We start from the raw sequence: 15,319 nt of genomic DNA on the forward strand, positions 1-15,319 counted from the left end.
GACGACGTTCGACAACGGTATGCGTTCAGTTTCCGCCGGAGTTCATTTTTCCTGAACGCGCTCCTAGAATGAACGCATGGCCGATGAACTGCCCGAACAGGGCGTGTTGAGCGAGGTCGCCGCTCGGCTGGACGAACTGGGCCTCAGCCCAGAGCTCGTGATCGAGCCTCCAGATCAGAGCACCGATGCGGTCATCAGGATGTCAGTGGACCATCGGCCAGTCACGCTACACGCCCTCGTCAAACTGTTTCGGACGCCCGCCGTGCTCACCATCGGCAATGAACTGCGGGCCCGCCGTCCTGAGGGGGACGCCGTGCTCGTGACCGAGCACGTGTCACGAGAAGCAGCACGGCAGTTTCGCAAGCACGAAGTGCAGTTCCTCGACGCTGCCGGCAACATGTACGTGCGACACGATGGGGTGTACCTCTGGGCAGTGGGCCAGCCGCCACGGGTCGTGCGGCCCCGGGAGCAACCGACCCGAGCGTTCCGGCGGGTCGGTCTCCAGGTGCTTCTCGGCCTGTTGGCCGAACCCACGCTCGTCCAAGCGCCATACCGAGAGATCGCCGGCGCGACGGGGGCCTCCCTCGGCGCGGTCCCCCCGGTCATCCGCGAGCTGCGCGGACTCGGCTACGTCGTCGGGCCGGACGAGCAGCGGTCTCTGCAACGCCAGGACGAGCTACTGACGTCCTGGGTGGATGCCTATGGCCAGACTCTTCGCCCGAAACTGCTCATCGACCGGTTCCGGGCCGACGACCCGCGATGGTGGGTGAACGTGCGGCCGTCGCGCCACGAGATCGCGTGGGGTGGCGAGACGGCCGCAGCAGTCCTCACGAACGTGTTGCGGCCGGAGGCCACCACGATCTACGCCGACTCGCTACCCAAGGACGTGATCGTGGCGGCGCGGCTGCGCCGCGATCCGAACGGGAACGTCGACATCCGCAGGCGGTTCTGGACGGGCCGGCTCCCCACACCGCACTCCGATGTCGTGCCTGCTCCCTTGATCTACGCCGATCTCATCGCCGCCGGCGATGCCCGCAGCGCACAGGCCGCAGAACGGATTCGTAAGGACTACCTTGATCGACCTGACCGGGCGTGACGAGGTTGCCCACCTCGTCGAGCCGCTCCGCCGCATCGACCGCCAAGCCGAGACGATGGGACTGCACGATCTCGTCGTGGGTGCCGCGGCGCGAGACATGCTCCTGCACGCTGGGCACGGCGTGCCGATCCGCCGCATGACAACCGACCTCGACATCGCCGTCGCGGTCGAGGACTGGCGTGGGTTCGAGGCACTGCGCTCGACGTTCCCGCACGCCAGCGGCGGGCCAGAACACCGCGTCACGGTGGGTGCGATGCAAGTCGACCTTGTCCCGTTCGGCGGCGTCGAACGCACGGACCGCACCATCGCCTGGCCACCGGCCGGCGATTGGGTGATGTCGGCCTTCGGCCTGGCGGAGGCGCTGACGACCGCCGATGAGACCGGGCTCGCCCCCCGATCTCGTGGTCCGGGTCGCTTCGCTGCCGGCACAGGCGGTCCTCAAGCTGACCGCATGGGAGGAGCGCCATCTCCTGCATCCCCGGCACGACAGCTTCGACCTCCAGCTGATACTGAAATCGTACGGTGAGCCCTGCAACTTCGACCGCCTGTACACCGGCGAGGGCGCTCCGATACTCGAACGGGCCGGCTACGACGTAGAGCTCGCCGGAGCGATGCTCCTCGGCTCCGACGTCCGCCGGATGCTGCCGCCGCCGGCGATGGGCCGGTTCGGCGATCTCCTGGCGGCGACCACGAGCGATACGAGTGGGCTCGCTGACGACATGTCCGGAGACCGGGACGCGAACGCGAAGCTGATCGAGGCGTTTCGCCAGGGAGTCGAGCAGCCGATCTAAGAAGCCTCGGTGACGAGGTCGGCGAAGGCGCGCCCCGTCGTGCGCGCGAGGATGTAGGCGCGCCGCGCCCAGTCGGGGTCGGCACCGGCCAGGCCGCACGAAGGAGTGACGACGGTGCGGGCGGCCATGTCCGCCGGGCTCTGGTCGAGCCGCCGCCACAGGCCGACGATCCGCTGGGCGAGCTCGCGGTCCGACGGCGGCGTCGACGGGCGCAGGGAGGGGACGATGCCGGGCCAGAGCGCCAGCCCAGCGTCCACCGCCTCGGCCAGCGGCTCCAGATCCGCGGCGCCCAACACCCCCACGTCCAGCGAGACCGCCACCGCTCCGGCGGACCGTACGACCCCGATCGGCACCGACGGCGCGCAGCAGTGCACCACCACCGGCACCCCGGCCCCCGACACGGCCGTCACCACCGACGACAACAGCGCAACCGCCTCCGGCGTGTCCACCGCCCGCACCCGCCCGAACCCGCTCACGGTCGGGATCGAGCCGGCCAGGACGGCGGGCAGCGAGGGTTCGTCGAGCTGGAGGACGACGGACGCGCCCGGCACCCGCCGGGCCACCTCGGCCACGAAGTCCGCGACCCCTTCGGCCAGCGACGCCGCCACATCCCGCCGCGCGCCGCCGTCGGACACCAGAGCACCGCCCCGGTTCAGTTCCACCGACGCCGCCAGCGTGAGCGGCCCCGCCACCTGCACCTTCAGCGGCCCCTGGTAGCCGTAGGCCGCGATCTCCAGCGCATCGACATCAGCCCCGAGGAACGATGCCGCCCGCCGTTCGTCCGCCCCCGCCCGGTCGACCAGGCGCCAGCCGGCCGGCTGCAGGTCGACGTGCAGGTCGACCAGGAGCGACGCGGCCCGGCCGATCATGTCCGCGCCGACCCCGCGCGCCGGCAGCTCCGGCAGGTGCGGGAAGTCGGGCAGCTCGCCGACGGCGATGCGCGCGGCCTCGTCACGATCCGTCAGCGGCAGAGAACCCACACCTGTCGCCGTCGCCGGCCCCCACGAGAAGTCCACGAGCGCCAACCCTAGGCGATCGCCCGCAGCAGCTCGATGAAGCGGCGCAGATGCCGGTCCGGCGGTGCAGCCGGTCGGCCGCCCGGCCGAAGTGGAGCTCCTCGGCGACGGCGACGAACGAGGCCAGCCAGCTGAGCCTGGGATCCATCGCGACATCTCTCACGCTCGGTCCGTGCACGGCAGGGCGCTTTCCGCGGCCGTCCGCGGCGACGGACCGACGACCCGTGGAGGCCTCCGGCCACCAGTCGTCGCCGCTGTGCGCGCCCCTCGACTTGGGACCCTCACCCTAGACGGAGGGCACGAACTCATCGTGAACGGCCGACGGACGATCGGGCCCGAACGCGGGACGATCGTTCAGGCCGCGGTCGCCGCCGGGACAGATCGTTCACGCCCGCGCTCTCTAGCGTCGCTGAACGTGACCAACGACCTGAACCCGTTCGCCGCCCCGCCGACACTGGAGCACTACCGCTCCGCGCTGGACGCCCTCCCCCTCGTGCGGCTGGTCCTCACACCGCCGTCATGTCCGCCGCCGTGGCGATGGGGCAGCTGGCCGTCGCCACACTGGCGGCGTACGGGCTGACGCAGTACCGCTTCCGCGCCAAGGGAGTGGCGTTCGCGCTGCTCATCGGCACCGCGCTGGTGCCACAGCAGGCGCTCGTCGTGCCGCACTACCTGCTCGTGTCGCGGCTCGGGCTGCTCGACTCCTACGCCGGACTGGTGCTGCCGCAGCTGGCGTCGTCCGCGCTGGCGGTGTTCCTGCTGCGCCAGCAGCTCGCGGCGTTCCCGGCCGAGCTGATCGAGCCGGCGAAGCTGGCCGGCGCCTCCGATCGGCTGATCCTGCTGCGCATCGTCGTCCCGAACCTGCGGCCGTGCTGGCCGCCGTCGGCATCGTCGTGTTCACCCAGACCTGGAACGAGTACCTGTGGCCCCCTGCTGGCGACCAGCGGGACGTCACGGGCGACGGTGCAGGTGGGGTCCCCTGATGGCCGCCGCTTCGCTGGTGGCGGCGCCGCTGGTCGTCGCGTACGCGCTGGCCCAGCGCCGGGTGACCGACGCGTTCCTGCGCTCCGGACTCGGCTGAGCCGACGAGGGGTCGCGGCATCAGTCCGAGATCACGCCGACCGACGACTGCCGCGCCAGTGCGCCGCGCTGCAAGTCGTCGGCCATGGCGTCGAGAGCGCCGAGCGCGATGCGCAGCGAGATCGCCCGCGACTGGTCGTCCACCTCGGCGAGCAGCACGCCGAGGTCCAGCCCGGCGGCATGGATGCGTTGCAGCAGCCCATCGTCCGTTCGACCGACAGCAGGGTCCACCGTCCACCCCCGTCTCCGGCAAGCCGAGCCCCACCCGACCGGCACGCTCGCCGCCGGGCACGCCCCCTATCGGCCGGGTGCGACCCGGCTTGTGCCCGGCGGCGAGCGGCCGGAATGGGCCGGCCGCCTCTTCAGCCCGGCCGCGGCCGGAACCGCGACCGGTGCTGCCGCCGAGGTCCAGGGCGACGTTCGTCAGTGCGGCCGGGGCGGCGGCGCCTCACTCGCCGGCACCACGATCAGCACTGCTCGGGACGCTACGCCGCAGGTGGACCGGGGGTCAAGGGGCCGCTATGCGGCGGGTCAGCGCTCGGCCCGCCGCTACGCGGCGGGTCAGCGCTCGGCCGGGCCCAGCTCGGTGATGCTCCCCCCGACCACGTCCTCGGCGACGTCGCGCAGCTTGGTGTTCGTCGAGCGCGCGTGGGCGCGCAGGACGGTGAACGCGTCGTCGACGCTGATGGCCAGCCGCTCGGCGAGCACGCCCTTGGCCTGCTCGATGATGATGCGGCTGTCGAGGGCGGACTGGAGCTGCCCGGCGACGGACTCGTACTGCCGGACGGCGCGCTCGTGCAGGATCCCGATGGTGGCGACGTCGGCCATGGCCTGGCCGAGCGCCAGCGACTCGCCGTCGAGGCGGCCGGTGGCAGTGCCGAAGAGGTTCATCGCCCCGATGACCACCTCGCGCAGCCGCATGGGCAGGGCGTGCACCGAGGTGAAGCCGGCCTCGCGCGCGGCGGGCGCGAACCGCGGCCAGCGGGCGTCGCCGTCGGCCGCGAGATCCTCCTCGGACACCGGCGCCCCGGTGCGGTAGGAGTCGAGGCACGGACCCTCGTCGTTCTGCAGCTGCGACAGCTCGAGGATGCGGGCCTCCTCGGTGGAGGCGGCGACGAGGTTGAGCGTGCCGTGGTGGTCGACCAGCACCACGCCGCAGGCCGTGACGTCGAGGAGCTCCACCACCCGGTGCGCGAGCAGGTCCAGCAGGCCGATGACGTCGTAGTCGTCGACCAGGGTGTCGGCCAGCTCCACGAACGTCTCACGGACCCGCCGGTCGGTGATGTTCATTCCTCGTCCTCCGTCTCCGGCTCGTTCGGAGGCGGGTCAGTCGATCCCTGCCCCTGTGCCGTCAATCGTGCCGTAAACCTCCGGTACGAACCGCAGCCGTCGCGCGACGACGTCGGCTGCCACGTCGGCCAGCCGCCGGTCGTGGACGTAGGCGTACGCGCGCAGCCTGACCAGGGCTTCGCCGATGCCCACACCGAGCTGGACGCTGACCATGCCGGCCGCTTGGTGCACCTCGGCCCGCCGCTCGGGCAGCAGGTCCCTGCCCTCGCGCGGCGCGCCGCCGGCCACGTGGCCCCGTTCGTCGAGCACCAGGACGAGGACGGCATCCGCGTAGGCTAGCGCGGTCGTCAGACGTTTCGCCCCGAGGTCCCCCGCAGCGGCGCGGTAGACGTCGAGGACGCCGATACGGGCGGCCCCCGCGGCGACCGGGAGCGCGAACAGCGCGCGGACGCCGTGGTGCATCGCGGCAGGCGCGAACACCGGCCACCGGCGCACGGCCTCGGGGCCGGCGAGATCGGGAACGAGGACCGGCCCCTCGCCCGACGCGGCGTCGATGCCGGGGCCCTGGCCGAGGGTGAACTGGAGCTCCTCGAGCTCGTCACAGTGGTCGCCGATCGCCAGGACCGGTTCGCGACTGCCCGACGCACCCATCATGGACAGCCCGCACCCCGCCGCGTCGACGGCCGCCGCACAGGCTTCCAGCACATGGCGCACCGACGGTTCCACACCCTCGGCCCGCGCTCGCTCGAAGATCGCCGCCCAGACGCGATCCGCGTGTCGCTCAGCGGACAACCGGCACCGCGTTTCCGTACGACTCCACCGTCTCTCCTCCCCGTGACCGGCCCATGCTGGCAGGCCGGCCCCCTGGATTCCAGTGCCTACCGACGCTGTATCGATCGCGTCGCTAGGCTCGGCGGCATGGCCGAGGCGACCGCGCCGCACGACGGCGAGCAGCACCATCACGGGCGGCTGGCCGGTCGGCTCAACTGGCTGCGCGCCGGGGTGCTGGGCGCCAACGACGGCATCATCTCCACCGCCGGCCTGGTGGTCGGCGTCGCCGGCGCGACCACCGACCGCGACTGGCTGCTGCTCACGGGACTGGCCGGGCTGGTCGCCGGCGCGTTCTCGATGGCCGGCGGCGAGTACACGTCCGTCAGCGCCCAGCGCGACACCGAGCAGGCGGCGCTGGCCCAGGAGCGGTGGGAGCTGGAGCACCTGCCGGGCGAGGAGCTGACCGAGCTCGCGCAGATCTACGAGCAGAAGGGCCTCTCGCCCGCGCTCGCGGCCCAGGTCGCACGGGAGCTGACGGCCGAGGACGCGCTGGCCGCGCACGCCGAGGCTGAGCTCGGCATCGACGCCGACGAGCACACCAGCCCGTGGCAGGCGGCGTTCTCGTCGTTCGTGTCGTTCGCGCTGGGCGCGGCGCTGCCGCTGCTGGCCATCGTGCTGCCGCCGCCGACGGCGCGCGTGCCGGTGACTATGGCGACGGTCGTGCTGGCACTGGCCCTGACGGGGTACGCGGGGGCACGGCTGGGTGGCGGGCGGCGTTCGCGTGCGGCCGCCCGGGCGGTGGTCGTCGGCCTGCTCACCATGGCGGTCGCGTACGCCGTCGGCTCCGCCCTCGGCGTCAGCGTGTCCTGACCACGCTCTGCCGCCGCGCCCGTGTTCACCGCTGGGGCCCGTCTCCACTGCTGGGGCCCGTCTTCACTGCTGGGGCCCGCCCTCACTGCTGGGGCCCGTCCTCACCACCGCCGCCCGTCCTCACCACCGCGGCCCGTCCTCACTCCCACGGCCCGTCCTCACCACCGCCGCCCGTCCTCACTCCCGCGGCCCGTCCTCACTCCCGCGGCCCGTCCTCACTGCTGGGGCTCGTCTTCACTGCCGCGAACCGGCTTCTGCGCGTTCTCGGGCGGTCAGAAGACGGTTCGCGGAAGTGAAGACGACCTTCGCGACTGAAGACACCCGGCAGCAGTGAGGACGGCCGGCGGTGTCGACGTCGAGCCGTTCTCGGTCGCGGCGAGTGACGTCGGTCGCATCGTATTGACAGTGGCACGAACGGTCGTGCTATTTTCACTCTCGTGACCAAGGGCGCCGAGACCCGGCAGGCCATCCTCCGCAAGGGAGTCGAGACGGCCTATCGCGTCGGCCTGGGCGGGCTCACCATCGGCGCGCTCGCCGCCGCCACCGACATGTCGAAGAGCGGCCTGTTCGCGCACTTCCGGTCCAAGGAACTGCTGCAGATGGAGGTCCTGCGCGAGGCCCGGACCGAGTTCGTCGACGCCGTCATCCGGCCCGCCGTCCTGGCGCCGCGCGGCGAGCCCCGGGTCCGCGAGCTGTTCGAGCGCTGGGTCGTGTGCGGCCGCACCCGCATGCCGGGCGGGTGCCTGTTCGTCAAGGCCTCCGCCGAGCTCGACGAGCAGGACGGCCCGGTGCGCGACCAGCTGGTCCGCGACCACCTCGACCTCTACGACTCCTGCGCGCGCATGTTCGCCACCGGCATCGCCGAGGGCCACTTCCGCGAGGACGCCGACCCCATGCAGTTCGCCGCCGACCTCGACGGCATCATGCTCGGTTTCTACCACGCCCACCGCCTGCTCGAGGACGCGCAGGCCGAGGCTCGGGCCCGGCACGCGTTCGAGCGGCTCATCGCCGACGCACGCGTCCCCGCGGGCGCGACGGCGGCACCCGCCGCTCCGCCCGCCGGCGCGACGACGGCACCCGCCGCGCCACCCGCCGGCGCGACGACGGCACCCGCCGCGCCACCCGCCGGCGCGACGACGGCACCCGCCGCGCCGCCCGCCGCCGCTCCGCCCACACCCGCATCCGCCGCCTCACCCGCGTAACCACCCGTCCGAAGGGACCGGCCATGACCACCACGACCACGACCACGTCCTCGCCGCAGAATCGCACGATCGTTCGTGCTGGAACGAAGCTCCGTGCGATCCGGGTCGCGTTCCGGGCCCTCGAGCGGGTCGCGCCGGGCATCGGCGCGCGCTGGGCGACGACCCTGTGGTGCACGCTGCCGAACACCGGCGGCCGCCGTCGCGACGAGCGGCCCCGGCCGGGTGAGCGCAGCACGCTCACGCTTGCCGACGGGCGGGTCGTCGCGGTCGAGAGCTGGGGGTTCGGCCCGCCGGTCTACCTGATGCACGGCTGGGGCGGCTGGCGCGGGCAGCTCGGCGCGTTCGTCCAGCCGCTGGTCGACGCCGGCCGCCGGGTGGTCGCCGTCGACGCTCCGAGCCACGGCGACTCCGGCCCGGGCCGGCTCGGCCGCGGCAGGGCCACCGGCGTCGAGTTCACCGAGGCGCTGGCCGCGGCCGCCGGCAAGCACGGCAAACCGGCCGCCGTCGTCGCCCACTCGCTCGGCGGCGCGGCCGCGGCGGTCGCCGTCCTCGACGGGCTGCCCGCGGCAAAGCTGGCGCTGGTCGCGCCGAGCACGCGGCTCAGCGAAGGGCTGGCGGCGTTCCAGCGCACCGTCGGCTTCGGCGAGCGGACCCGCACCCGCATGCTGACCCGCATGGAGGGACTGGCCGGCCGCCCGCTGGCCGACTACGACGTCATCGGACTCGCCCGCCGGGTCGAGCTGCCGCCCACCCTCGTCGTGCACGACCGCAACGACAAGGAGGTCCCCTACGACGACGGCGCGGAGCTCGCGGCCACCTGGCCGGAGGCCGAGCTGGCGACCACCGAGGGGCTGGGGCACCAGCGCATCCTGCGCGACCCCGCGGTGATCGACGTGGTCGTCGACTACGTCACGCGCTGACGCCCACCCCCAGCCGGGTCAGCAGGTCGCGGACCTTCTCCTCGATGCCGTCCCGGACGGCGCGGACACCGTCGAGGTCGCGGCCGGCGGTCTCGGGCACGTCCCAGTGCTCATACCGCTGGCCGGGCAGCTCCGGCACGGCGACCCCGCCCATGATGACCACGACGTCGGCGGCCTGGATGATCTCCTCGGTCCACGGCTTCGGGAACTCGTCGCCGAGGTCGATGCTGCGCTCGCGCATCGCCTCGGTGACACCGTCGTCGACGTCGAGCGCCGGCTCCGCACCGCCGGACCAGCCGAGGGCGCCGTCGCCGGACAGCTCCTCGAACAGGCCGAGCGCCAGCAGCGAGCGGCCGGCGTTGTCGGGGTCGAGGAACAGGACGGTGGGCTTGTCCTGCTCGCGCTCGACCCGGGCGAGCGCCCGCAGCCGCTGCCGCGAGAACCGCTCGGCCATGAGCGGCACGAACGTCGGGATGCGAGCACCGGCGGCGAAGTGCTCGTAGCTGGTCTCGAGGAACTGGTCGATGGTCTCGCGGCCGATGCCGGTGAACTCCTTGCCGAGGCGTTCGCCGGCCAGCCGCAGAGCGAGGTCGCGGTCGATTCCAGGTACACCGGTGGTCGGTGTGCTCATGCTGATGTTCCCTCCCTCGTGGGACACGACTGGTGCATACCCCGTGACGAGGGATCCGATTCAGGCGGAGGTGCGCACCGCCGAGCGCGTGGTGTCGATGGTGGCCGAGCCGACGACGCGGGTGCCGTCGTAGAGCACGATGGCCTGGCCTGGCGCGACGCCCTCCTGCGGCGCCGCGAACGCGACCCCCACGGAACCGTCGGCCGACACCGTCGCGACCGCCTCGACCGGTGCGCCGTGCGCCCGGAACTGCGCCTCGCACCGCACCTCGCCCTCGCTTGGCACCGGCGCGGAACCGCACCAGCGCGGCGCCACGGCGGTGAGGGCGTCGACGGCGAGCGCCTCGCGCGGGCCGACGGTGACCCGGCGGTCGACCGGCGAGATGTCGAGGACGTAGCGCGGCTTGCCGTCGGCGGCGGGCGTGCCGATGCGCAGCCCCTTGCGCTGGCCGATGGTGAACCCGTAGGTCCCGTCGTGCGAGCCGACCACCGCGCCGGACGCGTCGACGACCTCGCCCGGCTCGGAACCGAGGCGACCCCGCAGGAACCCGGCGGTGTCGCCGTCCGCGATGAAGCAGATGTCGTGGCTGTCGGGCTTGCGCGCGACGGCCAGGCCGCGCCGCTCCGCCTCGTCACGCACCTCGGACTTGACGGTGTCGCCCAGCGGGAAGATCGCGTGCGCCAGCTGGTCGGCCGTGAGCACGCCGAGCACGTAGGACTGGTCCTTCTCGGGGTCCGTGGCGCGGTGCAGCTCGCGGCCGTGCGGCCCCTCGAGCACACGCGCGTAGTGCCCGGTGCCGACGGCGTCGAAGCCCAGCGCGAGCGCGCGGTCGAGCACGGCGGAGAACTTGATCCTCTCGTTGCAGCGCAGGCACGGGTTGGGCGTCCGGCCGGCGGCGTACTCGGCGACGAAGTCGTCGACCACGTCGGCGCGGAACCGCTCGGCGAGGTCCCACACGTAGAACGGGATGCCGAGCACGTCGGCGGCGCGGCGGGCGTCGCGGGAGTCCTCGATGGTGCAGCAGCCGCGCGCGCCGGTGCGGAACGACTGCGGGTTGGCCGACAGCGCCAGGTGCACCCCGGTGACGTCGTGGCCGGCCTCGACGAGCCGTGCGGCCGCGACCGCCGAGTCGACTCCGCCGGACATCGCGGCGAGGACGCGCATGCTCAGCTCTCCCTGCTGGTCGAGACGTTGACGATGCCGGCCGCCCGGGCCCGCTCGACGGCCGGGCCGATGGCCGCCACCAGCGCGTCGACGTCGTCGGCCGTCGACGAGTGGCCGAGCGAGAAGCGCAGCGAGCCGCGGGCCCGCTCGCGCGGGGCGCCCATGGCGAGCAGCACGTGCGACGGCTCCGGCACGCCGGCCGTGCAGGCGCTCCCCGTGGAGCAGTCGATGCCCGCGGCGTCGAGCAGGAGCAGCAGGGAGTCGCCCTCGCAGCCGGGGAAGGAGACGTGCGCGATGCCGGGCAGCCGGCGGTCCGGGTCGCCGTTCAGGATCGCGTCGGGCACCGCGGCGCGCACGCCGGAGACCAGCCGGTCGCGCAGCCCCGCCAGCACGGCGGCTCGGCCCGGCACATCGGCCAGCGTCGCCCGCAGCGCGGCCGCGAGCCCGGCCACCGCGGGCGCGTCGAGCGTGCCGGAGCGGACGTCGCGCTCCTGGCCGCCGCCGTGCAGCACCGGCACGACGTCGGCCTCGCGCCGCAGCAGCAGGGCGCCGACGCCGACTGGGGCGCCGGCCTTGTGCCCGGACACCGTCATGGCGTCGAGCCCGGAGTCGCCGAAGTGCACCGGCAGCGCGCCGACCGCCTGCACGGCGTCGGAGTGCACCGGGATGCCGAACTCGTGCGCGACGGCGACGACCTCGCCGATGGGCTGCACGGTGCCGACCTCGTTGTTCGCCCACATGACGGTGATCAGCGCGACGGAGTCCGGGTCGGCGCCGACGACCCGCCGCAGCGCGTCGACGTCGAGCCGGCCGGTGTGGTCGACCGGCAGCCACTCGACCTTGGCGCCCTGCTCGGCGGTCAGCCAGTCGACGGAGTCGAGGACGGCGTGGTGCTCGACGGCGGAAGCGAGGATGCGGACGCGGCGCGGGTCGGCGGCGCGGCGGGCCCAGAAGAGGCCCTTGACGGCGAGGTTGTCGGCCTCGGTGCCGCCGGAGGTGAACACGACCTCGCTGGGGCGGGCGCCGAGGCCGGCGGCGACGGACTCGCGCGCCTCTTCGACCAGCTTGCGGGCGCGGCGGCCGGACGCGTGCAGCGACGAGGGGTTGCCGAGGGTCGCCATGGCCGCGGCGACGACGTCGATCACTGCGGGAAGGACGGGGGTCGTCGCCGCATGGTCGAGGTACACGCGGCGGTCAGACATCTCCCGTCCAGTTTACGTCGTGCGACGACGGCCGGTCCCCCACGCGTCCCGGGGAGCGGCCGCCGTCGTCGATGGGTCAGCCCGTTGCGGGGGCTCAGCCCTTGCGCTTCTGGATCTCGGCCGTCGCCTGCGGCAGGACGGTGTGCAGGTCGCCGACGACGCCGAAGTCGGCCATCGCGAAGATGGGCGCCTCGGGGTCCTTGTTGACCACGACGATGGTCTTCGACGTCTGCATGCCGGCCCGGTGCTGGATCGCGCCGGAGATGCCGCAGGCCAGGTAGAGCTGCGGCGACACCGTCTTGCCCGTCTGCCCGACCTGGTAGGCGTGCGGGTACCAGCCGGAGTCGACGGCGGCCCGCGACGCGCCCACGGCCGCGCCCAGGGCGTCGGCCAGCGCCTCGACCGGGCCGAAGTCGCCGCCGGTGCCCCGTCCGCCGGAGACGACGATGCTCGCCTCGGTCAGCTCGGGCCGGCCGGTGGCGGCGCGCGGCTTGCGCTCGACGATGCGGGCCTTCGTGGCGGCGTCGGAGAACGCGACCGCGACCTTGTCCTCGGCGCCGACGGTGCCGCCGGTGGCCTCGGGCGTGACGGAGTTGGGCTTCACCGTGATGACCGGCGTGCCCTTCGTGACCTGCGCCGTCACGGTGTAGCCGCCGGCGAAGACGGACTGCGTGGTGGTGAGGTCGGCGGCAACGTCGACCGCGTCGGTGACGACGCCGGAGCCGAGTTTGACGGCCAGCCGGGCCGCGATCTCCTTGCCCTCGGGGGTGGAGGTCAGCAGCACGCCGCCCGCGCCGGACGACTGCGCGATCTGCGCCAGCGCCTCGGCCTTGGGCACGACGAGGTACTGCTCGAGCTCGGGCGCCTCGACGACGTACGCCTTGGCGGCGCCGTACTGCCCCAGCGTGTCGCGGGCGGCGTCGTAGCCGGAGCCGAGGAAGACGGCGGCCGGCTCACCGGCGCGCCGCGCCAGCGTCAGCAGCTCGAGCGCGGTCTTCTTGACCTCGCCGTCGACGTGGTCGACCAGGACCAGGATCTCTGCCATCGTCATCCCCCTCAGATGAGCTTCTGCGCGGCGAGGAACTCGGCCAGCTTCGTGCCGCCGTCGCCCTCGTCGGTGACGACCGAGCCGGCCGAGCGCTCCGGCCGCTTGGTGACCTCGCGGACGACGCAGAGCGCGGCGTCCAGCCCGACGGCGCCGGAGTCGACCCCGAGGTCGGCCAGCGTCCACGTCTCGACCGGCTTCTTCTTCGCCGCCATGATCCCCTTGAACGACGGGTACCGGGGCTCGTTGATCTGGTCGGTCACCGAAACGACCGCCGGCAGGGCGGCCTCGATGGTCTCCGACGCCGCATCGTCGTCGCGGCGAGCCGTGACCGCAGTGTCCGAGACCGTCAGCTCGCCGACGAATCCCACGTGCGCCAGCCCGAGGTACTCGGCGATCATGGCCGGGACGACGCTCATGCCGCCGTCGGTCGAGGCCATACCAGTCAGGACCAGGTCGACATCGCCGATCTTCGTGACGGCGGCCGCCAGGACCTGGGCGGTGGCGAGCGCGTCGGACCCGTGCAACGAGTCGTCGACGACGTGCACGGCGGAGTCGGCGCCCATCTGCAGCGCCTTCTTCACCGCGGCCTCGGCACCGCCGGGGCCCATCGTCAGTGCGATGATCTCGACGTCGGTACCGGCGTCGCCGACCTTGAGAGCTTCCTCGACGGCATACTCGTCGAGCTCGGACAGCAGGCCGTCGACACCGGCACGATCGGTGGTGTTGTCGGCGGTGAAGGTCCGGTCCGCGGTGGCGTCCGGAACGTGCTTGACCAGGGTGACGATCTTCATGGCCGGGTTGCGACCTCCTAGGCCGGGTGGGTTGCGCGACGCCGTCGCGGCGTCCATCGCGAGGCTAGCCCACGCTGAGGTGAGCACGTCTTCGACTGTGCCGATGTTACCGACAGGTAACCTCGGGCCCAAGCCCTGTTGACGTGCAACACGTCACAGTCCGGGACGGCCCCGTCTACCCGTTTTCGCCGTCCTCACTCGGTCCCGATCTTGAGTCCGCTGTGAAATGATCGCGCGATGCGGATACTTGTCGTTTCGTGGGAGTACCCGCCAGTGATCTACGGAGGTCTCGGCCGTCACGTCCAGCGCCTCACCGAGGGACTCGTCGCCGACGGCCACGACGTCGCCGTCGTCACCCAGTCCGCCCCGGGCATGCCCGAGGAAGAGGACGACAAGGGCGTACGCGTGTTCCGCGCGCCGCCCGATCCCCCGGCCGGGGAGCGCGGTGAGGACCTCGTGCCGTGGGTGCTGGCGCTCAACACCAGCCTCATGCGAACCGCCCATCGCCTGACCCGCGAGTGGATGCCCGACGTCGTCCACGCGCACGACTGGGTCGACGCGCACGCCGGCATCAACGTCGCCCGGGCCATCGACGCGCCGCTCGTCGCCACCGTCCACGCCACCGAGGCGGGGCTCTGGGACGGCTGGCTGTCGACGCCTCTGTCGCGGGCCCGGCACGACATCGAGGCCTGGCTGGTCGCCGAGGCGACGCGCTCCATCGTCTGCTCCGAGGCCATGCGGGTTGAGGCGGCGGCCGCGTTCGACGTGCCGCCCGAGGAGCTCACCGTCATCCGCAACGCCGTCGACCATCCGGCCTGGCGCACCACGGCCGAAGCGCGGCGGGCGACACGCGAGCGGTTCGGCATCCCGCCGAAGACCCCGCTGCTGGTGTTCGGCGGCCGGCTCGAGTGGGAGAAGGGCGTCGACGTCTGCATCGAGGCGCTCTCGCTGATCCGCCAGCGTCACCACGACGCGCGGCTGGTGCTGGCCGGCGCCGGGTCGCAAGAGGTCAACCTGCGGCGGCTGGCCCAGCGTCTCCAGATCGACCACGTCGTCCAGTTCGCCGGGCGCATGGGCCAGCCCGAGCTCGCCGCGCTGTTCGGCGCGGCCGACGTCGCCCTGGTGCCGTCGTCGTACGAGCCGTTCGGCATCGTGGCGCTCGAGGCGTGCGCGGCCGGCACCCCGGTCATCGCCGGCGACAGCGGCGGCCTGCGCGAGGTCATCGAGCACGACGTCACCGGCCTGCTGGTCCCGCCGCGCGACCCGAGCGACCTCGCGACGGCGGCCATGCGGGTGCTCGAGGAGCCCGGCCTGTCGCAGCGGCTGGTCCGGGCCGCCCACCAGCGCATCGCCTCGGAGTACGTCTGGACCGCCGTCGCCCGCGAGACCGAGAAGGTCTACGCGGCCGCCGTCGCCGATCCCCGTCCGCCCCGCCCGCGGCCCGCAC

General features: G+C 73.2%; 17 protein-coding genes. 8 read left to right on the forward strand and 9 right to left on the reverse strand.

The features are described 5' to 3' along the window. Window positions 1-76 precede the first annotated feature (76 nt). The 3 genes from E1212_RS21415 to E1212_RS21425 all read left to right on the forward strand — a co-directional run bounded on the left by E1212_RS21415 (window position 77) and on the right by E1212_RS21425 (window position 1,887). Window positions 77-1,096, forward strand: coding sequence for a type IV toxin-antitoxin system AbiEi family antitoxin (locus E1212_RS21415; RefSeq protein ID WP_131986215.1), 1,020 nt, complete (start codon window positions 77-79; stop codon window positions 1,094-1,096). After that, window positions 1,074-1,622 (forward strand): hypothetical protein, encoded by a 549-nt coding sequence (locus tag E1212_RS21420; RefSeq protein WP_131986217.1) that lies wholly within the window; start codon window positions 1,074-1,076, stop codon window positions 1,620-1,622. The genes E1212_RS21415 and E1212_RS21420 overlap by 23 nt, the downstream gene beginning before the upstream one ends. Window positions 1,623-1,707: 85 nt before the next feature. Continuing rightward, window positions 1,708-1,887: a hypothetical protein gene (locus E1212_RS21425; protein ID WP_131986219.1), complete on the forward strand. Its 180-nt coding sequence runs from the start codon at window positions 1,708-1,710 to the stop codon at window positions 1,885-1,887. Here E1212_RS21425 and E1212_RS21430 read toward each other — a convergent pair. Further along, window positions 1,884-2,912: a methionine synthase gene (locus E1212_RS21430; protein WP_420814407.1), complete on the reverse strand. Its 1,029-nt coding sequence runs from the start codon at window positions 2,910-2,912 to the stop codon at window positions 1,884-1,886. The two genes, E1212_RS21425 and E1212_RS21430, sit on opposite strands and share 4 nt — an antisense overlap. A gap of 406 nt (window positions 2,913-3,318) precedes the next feature. On the opposite strand from E1212_RS21430, the gene E1212_RS29600 reads away from it, so the two are divergent. Then, entirely contained in the window at window positions 3,319-3,483 is a 165-nt protein-coding gene (locus tag E1212_RS29600; protein WP_162605575.1) for a hypothetical protein, read from the forward strand. 521 nt (window positions 3,484-4,004) lie between these two features. Here the strand turns inward: E1212_RS29600 and E1212_RS21435 are convergent. From E1212_RS21435 to E1212_RS21445, 3 genes are all read right to left on the reverse strand, one after another. Next, window positions 4,005-4,214 carry a hypothetical protein gene (locus tag E1212_RS21435; RefSeq protein ID WP_131986223.1) on the reverse strand — a complete coding sequence of 70 codons (210 nt, stop codon included), beginning with the start codon at window positions 4,212-4,214 and terminating at the stop codon, window positions 4,005-4,007. A gap of 330 nt (window positions 4,215-4,544) precedes the next feature. Continuing rightward, the gene (locus E1212_RS21440; protein ID WP_131986225.1) at window positions 4,545-5,273 is read right to left on the reverse strand and encodes a GAF and ANTAR domain-containing protein; all 729 of its coding nucleotides are present in this window, start codon (window positions 5,271-5,273) and stop codon (window positions 4,545-4,547) included. Between the two features lie 36 nt (window positions 5,274-5,309). Beyond that, a complete protein-coding gene (locus tag E1212_RS21445) occupies window positions 5,310-6,233 on the reverse strand; it encodes an ANTAR domain-containing protein (RefSeq protein ID WP_203417069.1) in 924 nt (307 codons plus the stop codon). Between E1212_RS21445 and E1212_RS21450 the strand changes: the two genes are divergently transcribed. The 3 genes from E1212_RS21450 (at window position 6,192) to E1212_RS21460 (ending at window position 9,036) form a co-directional block, all read left to right on the forward strand. After that, entirely contained in the window at window positions 6,192-6,914 is a 723-nt protein-coding gene (locus E1212_RS21450; RefSeq protein ID WP_131986229.1) for a VIT1/CCC1 transporter family protein, read from the forward strand. The genes E1212_RS21445 and E1212_RS21450 overlap by 42 nt on opposite strands. 437 nt (window positions 6,915-7,351) lie before the next feature. Continuing rightward, the gene (locus E1212_RS21455) at window positions 7,352-8,116 is read left to right on the forward strand and encodes a TetR/AcrR family transcriptional regulator (protein ID WP_131986231.1); all 765 of its coding nucleotides are present in this window, start codon (window positions 7,352-7,354) and stop codon (window positions 8,114-8,116) included. A 23-nt stretch (window positions 8,117-8,139) separates the two neighbouring features. Continuing rightward, complete coding sequence (locus tag E1212_RS21460; protein WP_131986233.1) at window positions 8,140-9,036, forward strand: alpha/beta fold hydrolase; 897 nt, start codon at window positions 8,140-8,142, stop codon at window positions 9,034-9,036. Here E1212_RS21460 and E1212_RS21465 read toward each other — a convergent pair. The 5 genes from E1212_RS21465 to E1212_RS21485 form a co-directional block, all read right to left on the reverse strand. After that, window positions 9,026-9,667 carry a three-helix bundle dimerization domain-containing protein gene (locus E1212_RS21465; protein WP_131986235.1) on the reverse strand — a complete coding sequence of 214 codons (642 nt, stop codon included), beginning with the start codon at window positions 9,665-9,667 and terminating at the stop codon, window positions 9,026-9,028. The genes E1212_RS21460 and E1212_RS21465 overlap by 11 nt on opposite strands. Window positions 9,668-9,727: 60 nt before the next feature. Further along, on the reverse strand, window positions 9,728-10,831 hold the full coding sequence (gene mnmA / locus E1212_RS21470) for a tRNA 2-thiouridine(34) synthase MnmA (protein WP_131986237.1): 1,104 nt from the start codon (window positions 10,829-10,831) through the stop codon (window positions 9,728-9,730). A gap of 2 nt (window positions 10,832-10,833) precedes the next feature. Then, a complete protein-coding gene (locus E1212_RS21475) occupies window positions 10,834-12,033 on the reverse strand; it encodes a cysteine desulfurase family protein (protein ID WP_131986239.1) in 1,200 nt (399 codons plus the stop codon). Window positions 12,034-12,127: 94 nt separating this feature from the next. Beyond that, window positions 12,128-13,078 carry an electron transfer flavoprotein subunit alpha/FixB family protein gene (locus tag E1212_RS21480; RefSeq protein ID WP_131986241.1) on the reverse strand — a complete coding sequence of 317 codons (951 nt, stop codon included), beginning with the start codon at window positions 13,076-13,078 and terminating at the stop codon, window positions 12,128-12,130. 11 nt (window positions 13,079-13,089) lie between these two features. After that, the gene (locus E1212_RS21485) at window positions 13,090-13,872 is read right to left on the reverse strand and encodes an electron transfer flavoprotein subunit beta/FixA family protein (protein WP_131986243.1); all 783 of its coding nucleotides are present in this window, start codon (window positions 13,870-13,872) and stop codon (window positions 13,090-13,092) included. Between the two features lie 273 nt (window positions 13,873-14,145). On the opposite strand from E1212_RS21485, the gene E1212_RS21490 reads away from it, so the two are divergent. Then, window positions 14,146-15,319, forward strand: a 1,174-nt coding sequence (locus E1212_RS21490) for a glycosyltransferase family 4 protein (protein WP_162605576.1), incomplete at its 3' end; no start/stop codon positions are given.

This window comes from Jiangella ureilytica (assembly GCF_004348545.1).
Taxonomy (GTDB): Bacteria; Actinomycetota; Actinomycetes; order Jiangellales; family Jiangellaceae; genus Jiangella; species Jiangella ureilytica.

What these genes read in the sequence shown, in the direction of transcription:
- E1212_RS21425 (WP_131986219.1), top strand. Translation starts at nt 1,708, where the DNA reads ATGCTCCTCGGCTCCGACGTCCGCCGGATGCTGCCGCCGCCGGCGATG.
- E1212_RS21440 (WP_131986225.1), bottom strand. Translation starts at nt 5,273, where the DNA reads ATGAACATCACCGACCGGCGGGTCCGTGAGACGTTCGTGGAGCTGGCC.
- E1212_RS21460 (WP_131986233.1), top strand. Translation starts at nt 8,140, where the DNA reads ATGACCACCACGACCACGACCACGTCCTCGCCGCAGAATCGCACGATC.
- mnmA (WP_131986237.1), bottom strand. Translation starts at nt 10,831, where the DNA reads ATGCGCGTCCTCGCCGCGATGTCCGGCGGAGTCGACTCGGCGGTCGCG.
- E1212_RS21415 (WP_131986215.1), top strand. Translation starts at nt 77, where the DNA reads ATGGCCGATGAACTGCCCGAACAGGGCGTGTTGAGCGAGGTCGCCGCT.
- E1212_RS21485 (WP_131986243.1), bottom strand. Translation starts at nt 13,872, where the DNA reads ATGAAGATCGTCACCCTGGTCAAGCACGTTCCGGACGCCACCGCGGAC.
- E1212_RS21465 (WP_131986235.1), bottom strand. Translation starts at nt 9,667, where the DNA reads ATGAGCACACCGACCACCGGTGTACCTGGAATCGACCGCGACCTCGCT.
- E1212_RS21445 (WP_203417069.1), bottom strand. Translation starts at nt 6,233, where the DNA reads ATGGTGCTGCTCGCCGTCGTGCGGCGCGGTCGCCTCGGCCATGCCGCC.
- E1212_RS21475 (WP_131986239.1), bottom strand. Translation starts at nt 12,033, where the DNA reads ATGTCTGACCGCCGCGTGTACCTCGACCATGCGGCGACGACCCCCGTC.
- E1212_RS21480 (WP_131986241.1), bottom strand. Translation starts at nt 13,078, where the DNA reads ATGGCAGAGATCCTGGTCCTGGTCGACCACGTCGACGGCGAGGTCAAG.
- E1212_RS21450 (WP_131986229.1), top strand. Translation starts at nt 6,192, where the DNA reads ATGGCCGAGGCGACCGCGCCGCACGACGGCGAGCAGCACCATCACGGG.